This is a genomic window from Paenibacillus sp. FW104-T2 (assembly GCF_058789975.1).
In genome coordinates this window covers 17,622-30,500 of record NZ_JBYTCE010000028.1, presented here as the reverse complement: position 1 = coordinate 30,500, position 12,879 = coordinate 17,622, and the positions used below count along the sequence as shown (strand labels likewise).

Annotated in this window: 9 protein-coding genes; 2 read left to right on the top strand and 7 right to left on the bottom strand. The window is 49.6% G+C overall.

Annotated features, from left to right (window positions below; all coding sequences use genetic code 11):
* Positions 1-84 precede the first annotated feature (84 nt).
* Positions 85-3,258 carry a bifunctional cytochrome P450/NADPH--P450 reductase gene (locus AC3WQ3_RS25775; RefSeq protein WP_154893491.1) on the top strand — a complete coding sequence of 1,058 codons (3,174 nt, stop codon included), beginning with the start codon at positions 85-87 and terminating at the stop codon, positions 3,256-3,258.
* A gap of 186 nt (positions 3,259-3,444) precedes the next feature.
* On the opposite strand, the gene AC3WQ3_RS25770 is transcribed toward AC3WQ3_RS25775, so the two are convergent.
* The gene (locus AC3WQ3_RS25770; RefSeq protein WP_095358485.1) at positions 3,445-3,852 is read right to left on the bottom strand and encodes a hypothetical protein; all 408 of its coding nucleotides are present in this window, start codon (positions 3,850-3,852) and stop codon (positions 3,445-3,447) included.
* 121 nt (positions 3,853-3,973) lie between these two features.
* Here AC3WQ3_RS25770 and AC3WQ3_RS25765 point away from each other — a divergent pair, with 121 nt between their 5' ends.
* Positions 3,974-4,318, top strand: coding sequence for a hypothetical protein (locus AC3WQ3_RS25765; protein ID WP_492474073.1), 345 nt, complete (start codon positions 3,974-3,976; stop codon positions 4,316-4,318).
* Positions 4,319-4,443: 125 nt separating this feature from the next.
* Here AC3WQ3_RS25765 and AC3WQ3_RS25760 read toward each other — a convergent pair whose 3' ends face one another.
* The 6 genes from AC3WQ3_RS25760 to AC3WQ3_RS25735 all read right to left on the bottom strand — a co-directional run bounded on the left by AC3WQ3_RS25760 (position 4,444) and on the right by AC3WQ3_RS25735 (position 12,764).
* The gene (locus AC3WQ3_RS25760; protein WP_492474072.1) at positions 4,444-6,090 is read right to left on the bottom strand and encodes an MGH1-like glycoside hydrolase domain-containing protein; all 1,647 of its coding nucleotides are present in this window, start codon (positions 6,088-6,090) and stop codon (positions 4,444-4,446) included.
* 32 nt (positions 6,091-6,122) lie between these two features.
* Positions 6,123-7,439 (bottom strand): extracellular solute-binding protein, encoded by a 1,317-nt coding sequence (locus AC3WQ3_RS25755; protein WP_154893488.1) that lies wholly within the window; start codon positions 7,437-7,439, stop codon positions 6,123-6,125.
* Between the two features lie 42 nt (positions 7,440-7,481).
* The gene (locus tag AC3WQ3_RS25750) at positions 7,482-8,321 is read right to left on the bottom strand and encodes a carbohydrate ABC transporter permease (protein WP_492474071.1); all 840 of its coding nucleotides are present in this window, start codon (positions 8,319-8,321) and stop codon (positions 7,482-7,484) included.
* Between the two features lie 5 nt (positions 8,322-8,326).
* A complete protein-coding gene (locus AC3WQ3_RS25745; RefSeq protein ID WP_127536134.1) occupies positions 8,327-9,241 on the bottom strand; it encodes a carbohydrate ABC transporter permease in 915 nt (304 codons plus the stop codon).
* A 126-nt stretch (positions 9,242-9,367) separates the two neighbouring features.
* Positions 9,368-10,969, bottom strand: a complete 1,602-nt coding sequence (locus tag AC3WQ3_RS25740) for a response regulator transcription factor (protein ID WP_492474070.1) — start codon at positions 10,967-10,969, stop codon at positions 9,368-9,370.
* Positions 10,947-12,764 carry a cache domain-containing sensor histidine kinase gene (locus AC3WQ3_RS25735; protein WP_492474069.1) on the bottom strand — a complete coding sequence of 606 codons (1,818 nt, stop codon included), beginning with the start codon at positions 12,762-12,764 and terminating at the stop codon, positions 10,947-10,949. Before AC3WQ3_RS25735 ends, AC3WQ3_RS25740 begins: the two co-directional genes overlap by 23 nt.
* Positions 12,765-12,879: the final 115 nt, after the last annotated feature.

The following is a 12,879-nucleotide window of genomic DNA, read 5'->3' as shown; positions in this document are numbered from 1 at the left end:
ATACCTATTTAGTCGAATGCTGAAGTTAACAGTGCCATTATTCATGATCAGTCAACCATATGAGTTGGAATAGGAGTGAAGAAGATGTCGTCAATGTCAGTACCCCAGCCCAAAACCTTTGGACCACTGGGTAACTTGCCACAATTAAACTTGGATGAACCGGTACAATCCTTGGTTAAGCTTGCTGAGGAATACGGACCGATCTTTCGAATGGAATACCCGGGACGGAGCGAGCTGTACATTTCGGGTCATAAGCTGGTTGCCGAGGTGACGGATGAATCCAAATTCGATAAGCGTGTATGGGCACCGCTTGCGAAAGTTCGTGCGTTTGCTGGAGATGGCTTATTTACAAGTTGGACGGATGAGCCCAATTGGAAAAAAGCACATAATGTGCTTCTGCCCAGCTTCAGTCAGCGTGCCATGCAGGGATATCATAATAAAATGATCGATCTGGCCGTGCAGCTTGTTCAGAAATGGTCTAGGCTGAATCCGGATGAAACGGTAAATGTACCCGATGATATGACACGTCTAACGCTGGATACGATCGGGTTATGCGGATTCAATTACCGGTTTAACAGCTTTTATCGGGAAGAACCTCACCCCTTTATTACAAGCATGGTTCGCGCTCTGGATGAATCCATGAGTTCGCTGCAGCGTCTCCGTCTTCAGGACAAATTGATGATTAGCAAAAAGAAACAATTTGAGCAGGATATCCGCTCCATGTTCGCGCTGGTCGATCATATTATCGCCGAGCGCAAAGAACAGCCTCAGGAGGGCGCAGACGATCTGTTATCCCATATGCTGAGCGGTAAGGACCCGGAGACGGGAGAAACACTGGATGACGAAAATATCCGCTACCAGATCATTACGTTTCTGATTGCAGGACATGAAACAACGAGCGGACTATTATCCTTTGCCATTTATTATTTGATGAAAAATCCGGATAAACTGGCTAAGGCGCAAGCCGAGGCTGACCAGATTTTGAAGGATCCGGTTCCAACGTATAATCAGGTTCGGAGTCTGAAATATATCCGTATGGCACTAAACGAAGCACTTCGTCTGTGGCCAACAGCCCCGGCGTTCTCCCTTTATGCCAAAGAAGATACCGTGCTCGCCGGAGAGTATCCGTTGAAAAAAGGGGACAGCGTTAGTGTGCTCATTCCCAAACTGCATCGAGACCGCGATGCCTGGGGCGACGATGTGGAAGAGTTCCGTCCGGAGCGATTTGAGGATCCAAGCAAGGTGCCGCACGATGCATATAAGCCTTTTGGTAACGGTCAGCGGGCATGTATTGGGCAGCAATTTGCACTTCAAGAGGCAACGCTGGTGCTGGGCATGGTTTTGAAACATTTTGACTTCATTGATCATACGGATTATCAGTTGAAGGTGAAAGAAACCTTGACGCTCAAGCCGGACCATTTCACCATCCGTGTTCGTGCCCGTGGTGGGCAGCCTGTCATGGCTGTACCGGGTGTTGCGTTGGAAGAGCCAGCTCCTGCTGTCAAACGAAAAGAGCTGGATACGGCAAATGCCCATCATACCCCGATGCTGGTTCTGTACGGTTCCAACCTGGGTACTGCGGAAGGCATTGCACGTGAGATTGCAGATACTGCGCGATATCAGGGCTTTCGTAGCGAAGTAGAGGCACTGGACAATCGGGTAGGCAACCTGCCGAAGGAAGGTGTCGTCATTATTGTTAGTGCATCCTACAATGGTCAGCCGCCAAGCAACGCCAAGAATTTTGTGGAGTGGATTCAACATGCAGATGCCAATGCTTTTGAAGGCGTGCGCTTTGTTGTTCTTGGCTGTGGGGATCATAACTGGGCCAGCACGTATCAGCGTATTCCGCGTTTGATTGATGAACAGCTCTCTTCCAAGGGGGCAAGCCGGTTATCCCCACTTGGCGAAAGTGATGCCAGCGGAGATTTCGAGAAACAGGTTGAGGACTGGAGCGAACAATTGTGGCCGGATCTGGCACACGCAATGGGATTGAAGTTGAACAGCAGCTCAGGCAGTGAGCGCAGCTCGTTGTCCGTTCAATTTGTCAGTGGGCATGCGGTGACGCCACTTGCAGATACGTACGATGCCCATGCGGCTCACGTATTGGAGAATCGGGAACTTCATGATGCTGGCAGCCTCCGCAGCACGCGTCATCTGGAGATTCAGCTGCCTGAAGGCATGACTTACAAGGAAGGCGATCATCTGGGGGTTCTCCCGCAAAATCCACCGGAACTCGTGGAGCGTGTACTCAAACGTTATGGTTTTACGGGTACGGAACACCTGGTTTTGGATGCATCTGGTCGAAGCGCTGCGCACTTGCCACTGCATCAGCCGGTTAATCTGGTTGACTTGCTCAGCCACAGCGTGGAATTGCAGGAGGCTGCAACACGTGCCCAGCTGAGAGAGCTGGCAGCCTACACCGTATGCCCGCCGCATAAGAAGGAGCTTGAAGCACTTCTGGACGAATCGGTATATATGGAAGAAGTGAGGGGTAAGCGGGTATCGATGCTGGATTATCTCGTGAAGTATGAGGCGTGCGAAATGCCGTTCGAACGCTTCCTCGAACTGTTGCCCTCACTCAAAGCGAGATATTACTCCATCTCAAGTTCGCCTCGGGTACAGCCAGAGCAGGCTAGTATTACGGTCAGTGTGGTTCGAGCGCCGGCTTGGAGCGGTCAAGGGGAGTATAAAGGTATAGCGTCCAATTATCTGGCAAACCTGAAACCGGGTGAAGAGGTGATCATGTTTATCCGAACGCCTGAATCCGGGTTTGAACTGCCATCTGATCCAGAAGTGCCGGTTATTATGGTGGGTCCAGGAACGGGAGTGGCCCCATTCCGTGGATTCCTGCAAGCAAGACGGGTTCTTAAGGAACAGGGACAGAGCGTGGGCGAAGCTCATTTGTACTTTGGATGCCGCAATCCGGAGCATGATTACTTGTATAAAAATGAGCTTGAAGCGGCACAGCAAGAAGGACTTGTCCAGCTTCACACTGCCTTTTCCAGAGTCGATGGACAGGATAAATGTTATGTTCAGCATTTGATGAGGGATGACGCCGAAAAACTGATTCCTCTGCTTGAGCAGGGCGGGCATCTGTATATTTGCGGAGACGGCAGCAAGATGGCTCCTGATGTGGAGGCAACACTCAAGCAGGCATACACCGACATTAGTGGCAAGCCTGTAGATGAGGCAGATGCATGGCTCGAACGCTTACAGCAGGAAGGTCGTTATGCCAAGGATGTATGGACAGGGCTATAATGAGATAACCCAAGTAGAGTCGAATACAGTGTTCATTACATGGATAAGCTTCAATTGGTGAACTACGCGGTGAGACACAGAGAAATTCTGTGCTCACCGTTTTTGGCGTGAAGCGCTAAGCAGGCAAATCGATACAGGTTGCGTTATAATGAAATGGGCCGTATGGATTAGAGGGGACAGCGCCGATTAACGTGTCTGCTTTTTCTTTTTAATTGTTGGACGATGGATGGATTCGATCTGACTCAGGGGAAACAGGATGCGGGAAGGGAATTTGCCGGTTCCCTGCAGCTCCAGATAATCAAGTCCCACGCCAACCAGCCGGATATTTCGAAAGGCATTTTTGGATGGGAACACGGTGCGAATGCCTACTCGAACACCTCGGCGTGTCTGATGTGTATCAAACACACGGATGGACAACAGGCTGAGCGGAATAAACAATTGTCGATTTACTTTGATAAAATGGCGAGAATACACCCGTTTGATCCGGCCTGGTTCAAGTCCTGACCGCGGTGTATTGAGCTCGGCCAGATGTCCCTGCAGCTCCGCCAAACGCTGTTGCAGCGTTTTGCCTGTATGGAGATGATGCCACTTCATAAGTCATCCTCCGTTCTCCGTTTATACCTACTATATGAACGGATCAGGTCAGGTGGTGAGCAATTGCCTGCCCATGTTTTATCGTATTGGCCCATTATTTAAGATATAGGGAGTGATTCCAATGAACGTTGAACTGAATAAAGATTTGGTCAAGGATGACCGCGGAAATTACTATATTGCGGTGCACAAGGAAGGGAAAGAGTTAACACTCGTCAATGCGTTTGTTGAGTCATCCTTTACCCCGGAATTAATATACAATGAAGAGTTTCGTAATCGACACAAGGAGAACGAGGGCGGGTTTGTAGGCAAAATTGCAATGGATCTGCTGCGGCATGACGTGGTCATGGGATTAAAAGAAATTGACCGCAAACTGCTGGATTTATCGGAAGTAGAGCAGGAATACAACGTAAGTTTCATTGATACGATTGAGTTTTATCGCCACCCTTCGTGGCAGCGAAAAGCTTGAGTGAGTCTGTTTCTCTATAGCATTATAAACCGGGAGAAATGGACACGCTCTCCTCGGTAATGGACATGCTTTGGACAAGCAAAGGCGCAGGTGCATGGAGACTTCTCTGCACTTGCGCCTTTTTACTATTGATAACTTGGATAGATCATGCCAATATCCCGGACGGTTTGCAAACCATCTCCAGTGAAGCACTGCATCTCATTTCCTTTAATTCGAATCGGAAGGGACTTCCCCTGATAAGTAAGCTCGCCCTCAATCGTTCGCACGCTCATTCCAATGATACTTTCCAGCCTTCCATCACGATCGGTGATCACCCGGATTCCAGCCGGAGCCTGAATATGAAAGCTGCCTTTTCGATAGACCACCATTTGATCTGGGGAGTTCACCAGTTCAAACGGTTGCCCGTCAACCGTTCGGCTGTAGGCTGTACTCCCGGCAACTTCTTCGCCATGATCCATGGCTGGGGGAAGAAGTCCGGTAAACCACAGCTGGTCTGAACCGACAGGCATAATGCCGGATAACCTTTCCACAAAATCAAGTAGACACAGGATGGCTGGGGAGTAGGTATCCGTGAAGCCTTCTTCACCGGTCCATGGACTAAGGGTTTGAGCAAAACGCTTCGCTCTGGATAACGCAGCCAGAATCGGATTCAGCACCCATGTCAATTCCACATAGCGATGGTGATGTTCGAAGGCATGGGGAGCCCGAATGAGGCTCAGAAAATTAGACGGCCCACCCCAGCTGTTATAGGTGGATGAAGGGTCGAACCGGGGATCATCCATGGCTAGGGACGTAAAGGGATATCGGGCAAAAAATTTGCTTGTATTGAGCAGATATCTTTGCAGCAGCTGGTCGAACAAATGTTGATCACCCACCTCACAGGCCAGCACGCGCAGCAGCACATCCGATTGAACTCGAACAAACTTGTCATTGCGATCACGATCATAAAAGAACTGATCCTCTTCGTCATAACAGTAGCGAAAGAGGCTGTCCAGACTGAATTCAGCTTTTGCTTTCCATTCCTGACCCGATTCGCCAAGTTCCTCTGCCATACGGGACATATACATACGCTGGCAATAAATATTGGCGGTTAAATCCGGTGCCAGGAACGGCAATATCGGAGAATCCGGATGGTATGCACCGGGATCATTCTGGTAAGGCGTATCCGGTACATGCCAGAACCTGGGTGATAGATCATGTCCGGTGTCAAATGTACTGAAAGCCTCTACGCATCCGGTTCCCCGGGTATCCCGATGTTTCGCAATCCATTCGTCATAACGTGTCATGGCAGTATACATCGTACTCAGGAAACTCCAGTCCTTACCGTGAAGCTGATAGTGATTCCATACACTTCGTGCAAGCGGAGTAACCAATTGAATCTGACGGAAGGAGGGACCAGTCTCTGTCAGTTTGTAAGGCAGTAATCCATCCTCCCGCTGATGAGCTGCGAAGCTTAGATAGGTTGCTCGGGAAACGGAAGGAAGCAGGCGGGAGAGCAGTTCTGCGTTAATCGTGCCCGTGCTCTCCAGCCAGCAGCCGAGATAGATGCCTCCTTCCTGGAGAACAGGATCTCCGCTGCTCATGGGAACGATGCAGGCAAGGAGCTTCTCTACTGCTGCATAATAAGCCTGTTCCAGGCCTCCGCCCGAAGCGGCAAAACGGACTCCCGATTCCTGCCACTCTTGCAAGATAACTGCGTCTTTCGGCTTACTGGGCTGAACAAGGTTTGGAATGGACATCTGGCGCAGCCGGTTCAATAGTGCTTCTGCCATGTTCGCCTCCTAATGGGTTGTGGTGGTTATTGCTATTGGTTGGATTCGAAAATTCGGAGAGTACCGCTGTAGAAGCTTGATACCGCCTCCTCGACACTTTTTCGACCAAATCCAATTTCCTGGGTTGTCGTCTGAGCCAGCTTGGAGAATTCCGCAAAGCCAGGAGGATTATAACTTACGTCAAAAGGCTCCGTTTTGGTGGCTTCAGATACAAAATTGGTATAGTCATAAACGAGTTCTTCAACGGCTCCGGCTTCTTCCTGAAGAAGATTCCGATTGGTTTCCGTAACAGGGACGCCGCGGTCATTGCCAAGAATTCGGGCCGCATCCGGATCATTGATCCAGAAGTCCATCAGCATGGCAACCTCTTTAGGATGTTTGGTATTCGCATAGCCAGACAATCCCTGACTGGATTCAAATACCACGCCAGTACCTTTGGGTCCGCGCGGAACCGGATGCAGAATGAGCGGATCCTCCGTCAGGCTCTGGAATGCAGCGAGCTGGTTGGACGGAAGCAGGGTCATGGCCGCTTTGCCTGTAATCAGCAGCGATTTGCTCGTGTCATCATGCGGATTGGAGACCTGCAATTCAGGTGTGACTACACCACCGTCGGCCGATGCCTTTTCCCAGTATTGAAACCATTCGAGAATGTCCTCCTGTGCAAAACCCAACGTACCGTTGGTCATGTCATACAGCTGTTTGCCACGCTGCTTCAGGTAGATATCCATCCCGTCCACCGTAAAGTTATACGTTCCAAATATGCCATCGCCGAGCTTGTCAGAGAGCTCCTTGCTGATTGCGGCATAATCTTCCCAGGTCCAGTCCGCCTCAGGCAGAGGGATGCCAGCTTTATCGAACAACGCCTTGTTAATTACAATTCCACGTGCATTGGCACCGGCTGAAATATGCTGAAGCTTCCCGTCAAGACGACCGTATTCCACCATGGTGGTATCCATGCCGTCCAGGTTCAGTTCATTTCCGACATATGGATCGAGGTTGAGCAATACATCCTTTTTGGCATAATCGACCACATTGCCACCCAGGAAGAATACATCGGGTGCCGTTCCTGATGCCAGCTGTGTATTCAATTTGTCAAAATATCCGGAGGAAGGGGCGAATTCACCTACAATTTTGATGTCCGGATGTTTTTCCTGAAAGACTTGAAGAGCTTCGTTTGTAATGTCTGCCCGTTTCTGATCACCCCACCACATCATGCGCAGTTCGACCTGGCCGTTTGATTCGTTACCTTGATCCGTATTACCGCCAGCACCCGTATGATCCGTACCCGAGCAGGCTGTTGCAAATAGCAGGAGTGAGGCGGCCATTCCCATCATGAGTCGCTTAAACATCGTTCATCCTCCTAACGAATATGGTGATTGCGAAAATAGAACTTACTTCAGACCGGTAGTAGCAATGCCTTCAAGAAAATAGCGCTGAAATACCAAAAAGATAATCGTTACAGGGAGTAGGGATAACGTGGACATGGCAAGCAATGCTCCCCAATCGGATTGTCCTGATGGATCAAACAGGGAACGTATGCCCAGCTGTACGGTGAACAGATCGATCTTGCTTAGGTAAATCATCTGGCTGAAAAAATCATCCCAGCTCCAGATAAAGGTGAAGATCGCCGTTGTGATCAACGCAGGAACAAGGAGAGGCACCACGATTCTGAAAAAAATCTGGGACTGTCCGCACCCGTCAATCGTTGCGCTCTCGTCGAGCTCCCGCGGAATACCGCGGATAAATTGCACCATTAGCAGAATGAAAAAGGAGTCCTGTGCCAGCCACTTAGGCAAAATAAGCGGGAAATACGTATTGATCCACTGCAGCTCGTTATACAGAATATATTGAGGTACAAGCGTTACATGGTAAGGCAGCATAATCGTGACCAGCATGATGCTGAACCACAGCGTTTTTAAATTGAAGCGGAGTCTGGAAAAAGCATAGGCAGCGAGCGAACAGGAGATCACATTTCCCAGAACGCTCATGACCGAGATGAGTGCCGAATTGCCGAAGAATCGGCCGAAGGAAACGCCCTGTAATCCTTTCCAGCCATTCACGTAATGATCCAGTGTGAAGCTGGTTGGAATCAGACTGCTGTTCGTAAAGATTAGATGGTTAGGTTTGAACGAACTGAAGATCAGCCATAACACGGGGTACAGCATCAGCAGACCGAGGAGAATAATGACCGTGTGTCTCCCGGTTTGAATGAGCTTTCGTTTGAACGGCATATGCATTACCTCCCCTCCTGATTGTCGCCATAGAATACCCAGAACCTGGATGTGAGAAAGACGATAGCTGTGAATATACCGATAATGACCAACATGATCCAGGCGAGTGCCGAGGCGTAACCCATATCAAAGAACGAGAAGCCTTTCAGATACAAATACAGGGTGTAGAACATGGTGGCATCAAGTGGTCCTCCGCGACCATCACCGATGACATATGCCGGAGTGAAGGCCTGGAAGGAATTGATCATGCTCATGATCAGGTTGAAAAAAATGACCGGTGACAGCATGGGCAGCGTGATGCGGAAAAATTGACGCAGCTTGCTCGCACCGTCCACATCCGACGCTTCGTAAAGGTCGGCTGGAATCTGCTTCAGGCCAGCGAGGAAGATCACCATCGCCGAACCGAATTGCCACACGGATAAGGTCACGATGGTATAAATGACATAGTCGGGATGTGCAATCCAGGAAGGCCCCGCTATGCCGAACCAGTTCAGGAATTGATTGACGAGTCCGTTACCGTCAAAAATTTGGCGCCATACGATGGCGATGGCAACACTTCCTCCCAAAAGGGAAGGGATGTAATATACGGTTCGATAAATACCGAGGCCGCGAATGCCTTTGTTTAGCGCCATCGCTATTAGCAGCGCAAAGGCGAGGCGGAGCGGGACGGACAAGAATACATAAAAGAAGGTCAGTCCAAGCGATCTGCGAAATGTATCGTCTTCACTGAAGATTTGCACATAGTTGCTGAGCCCCGTCCACGTCGGCGGTGATAACAGATTGAATTTGGTCATGGATAAGTACAGCGATGCAGCCATTGGCCCCAGCGTTAGACAGAACAGTCCGATCAGCCAAGGCAACAGGAACAAGTAGGCTGTCTTATTTTGCTGGCCATATAAGGGCGTGGACATTTTTTTCATGATTTGCCTCCCTTCAGGCTAAGAGTGGTTGAACATTCACAATTCCAATAACTGAATCCGCTTACATGATACGCGATGAACGTCCTGATAACCTCATCTTACCTGGGAGCCGACGCGGCCGGAATCTCATTTCTTCGGATTCTCATCAGTGATTTTTTCGGATTGAAGCACCCGGTACTCGGAAGGACTCATGTGGTGCACCTTTTTGAAGCGGGCGCTGAAATAGCTCGGGGATGAGAAGCCTGTAAGCTCAGTGATATCCCATACACTCAATTGAGTTTCCTTCAGTAAGCGTGTTGCGTGTTTCATCCGGGTTTCCGTCAAATATTGAATAAATGAGATGCCCGCACCTTCCTTGAACATCTCAGAGAAATAGGAAGGGTGATAGTTAAATTGCTCTGCGATGGAGGTGAGCGTAATTTCCTGCATGTAGTTTTCATCGATATAACATTTCGCTGATTCGATCATGGTTGCTTCTGTGGTCTCGGATGGCTGCTGCCCGTCTACAAAATCCTCTGCCCATTGCATCAGCAGCCGTTCTGCTTGTTCAGGAGTCTCCAGCCACAGTACCCATTCAGGAGAGATCCAGCGAGATGGTGTACCATAAGCATGTCGCATGTAGTCCATGGCGGCAGACTCCATCAGCAGTGAAATTTGCAATAGACAGCGGATTAAACGGGAAGTGGATCTGTGAAAGGCATCGTCCAGCTCTTTTCGAATCATGCTGCGAAAGGAATCCAGGTCCCCTCGGAGAAGACATCGATGCATGGCGCGGTTGATCTCCTCGGGAATCAGTGGACTGTGATCAGTTACCTCTGTTGTCTGAGCGTAACCAGACTGGCGTCCGGCCAGGTTCCATGCCAGCAGGGAGTGGACGTACCCTTCCTTCCAGCGTTCGAGTCCAGCCACCGTCAGCCCAATTCCAATCTGCATTTCCATTGTCAGATAGGACATAATCTGTATGCGGAGCCTTTCCACAAATTCATGCTGCATTCCGTCCAATATCATGAAATGTATGATTCCAGGATGAGCTGTGTCCTGAAATACAAGTACAGTTCCCGTATAAGATTCAGCAATCTCGTGACAGATCATTTGGAATGGGAGATGCATGTCCTCCGGAATCCGGATTTCGGAAGCAGGAGCATGGTTTGTTTCCCGCAAACCTGCAGTCAGGAAGCAGACCTCGGAATGCTGCCATTCTTCCAGATGAAATAATCGGATTCGTTCAGGCAGTGAAGAAGGAGGGAGCTTGTTACCCTTGACGAGATCCATAATAAAGTGTGTTTTCATCTGTTGATAGTATTGGGACAGGCGCCATTGGATCCTTTCGGATTCATCCCGAGCCTTGCGTTTCTTATCCAGCTCCTCCTTGATTTTGATCAAAGCCGCTTTCAATTCTCCCCGGGTTACCGGCTTTAATAAGTAGTCCATGGCATGATTACGAACACCGGCTCTGGCATATTGGAAGTCCTCATATCCCGTGATGATCATGATTTCGATGGATGGATTGTGGGTTCTACAGATGTCGAGCAGCTGCACTCCATCCATGACCGGCATATTCATATCAGTCAGGAGCAGGTCATAGTGTCCCGATTGGAGCAACCGAGCGGCTTCCACTCCGTTTGCGGCCTCACCTGAGATGGCAAAGCCCATTCCACTCCAGTCGGCTTTCAGCTTCAGGCCTTCACGGACCTCAATCTCATCATCAGCGATCAATACGTTGTACATGTTTTTCCTCCTGTACGGGTAGAACCAGTTCAATACAAGTGCCCTGGGTATCCCCGTTCGATATATGAATGGCAAAGAGGGAACCGTAATGCAGCCGGCACCGGGCAACCACATTGCCAAGTCCGATATGCCAGCTTGAATGGCGAAGCATCGGTTCGAGTTGTGCGGTAACGGTCTCAGGATCCTGCATTCTGGAGATGATGTCCAGAGGCATCCCCGGACCATTGTCCTTAATCTTGAGGTGCAGGCGTTCCTTGTTCCTGCAGATTCGAATACGCACCCGAGCAGTCGTTTGATGTTGAAAACTGTATTTGACTGCATTCTCGATTAGCGGCTGCAGAATAAACTTGACCAAGACAAGGTGATCCAGTCTGCCCGATTCTTGGGTGGAAATATCGAGCTTGGGTCCGAAGCGGGTTTGAAGAATGGAGATGTAGTGGCGGACGTAGGTGAGTTCCTCAGCCAGTGGCACACGATCATCATTCGTATGCATGGAGTACCTCATCATTTTCCCGAGATCCTCAATGACCTGCACAGTGTCGTCCGTTCGCCGCTGTATCGCAAGACTGCTGACCAGTTCCAGCGTGTTGAACATAAAATGCGGATTGATCTGCATGAGGAGAGCCTTATATTCCGCCTGCTGTCGAAGCAGCTTCAGCTCGAATTCATTCTGGATATGCTGCCTGAGGCGGATGATCATGTAGCGAAATGTAGATATCACATAACTAATCTCGCTCTTCACATTCTGGTCTGGGGGAAGCAGGGATTCGGCCTGATCAAACGAACCCCGCTGTACCTGTCTCATCGCCAGAACCAGGCGGGTTAAGGGCTTGGTTACGCCGTAGGACAGCCAGGCCGCAGCACACAGGGACACCAGGATTACGGCGATTGTCACCACAAATGTTGTCGTCTGGAGTTTGTGCAGAGAGGAATACATCTCTTTTTCCGGTGCCAGACCTACCAGCATCCAGCCTGTGCGCCCGAGTTTTTTGTATACCATCATGTCTCGCCCGCCCACATCATTGGTCAGATATTCAACGCCTGATTTTGGTGTGCGGTTTCGAATATGTTCGATGTCGGATAGAGTTCCGGTCCCAAGCTCATGTGCTTGTTGGGAGAGGAGGGGCCGGCCTTGTTCGTTTAGCAGAAAAATGGTGCTGTTCTTAGCCAGATGAATCCGGCTGAGGGGTTCGAGAAAATAGGACTCGCTTACATTGACCTTCATGACATTCCGTGCAGTAGCATGATGGAAGGTACCCAGAGGCATAAGCAGGCTGACCACCGGGTTGCCATGGTCCCTGACCCTTTCATGAACGTCGGTATGTGCAGCGAGCCACCTGTCACCGGATGTGAAGAAGTTCATATACCATGGTTCTTGCAAAAACGAAGGATCGCCCACGACCTGATTTTCGCCGCCAATCCGAAGCCCGTTCAGCCGATAGATGGACACATCGGAAATGCTGGTATAGCTGTTCGTTGCCTGCGTCAGAAAGCGGCTCATGGCGAGGTTAGCCAGCATTTTCTCTCCCTCGGACAGTTGTGGATCACTCATGGCATTATCCCAGTTTTTCGCCATATCGCTATTGAATACGAGAGAGGCTACATCATAAATTTGCATTTGTACCATATCGATGTAAGAGCCGTATTCCTCCATTTTCTCGAGAGCAGAGGACTCGATATAGGAACGGATTACAGCCCGGGATTCCGCAAACAACAGGAAGGAGAGCGTGCCGAACGAGAGGACGAACAGGACAAGAATTAAGGCAATTAATCGGCTTTTTAATGAAAAGAACATCCATTTCCCCCTTTAACTTCGTGATCATTCAATGTTTGCTTTTGGTTCTTCAAAAGAGATTGCAAATGGAAAAAAGACCGCGTAAATACGCAGCCTTGAATCATGACCGTTGTAG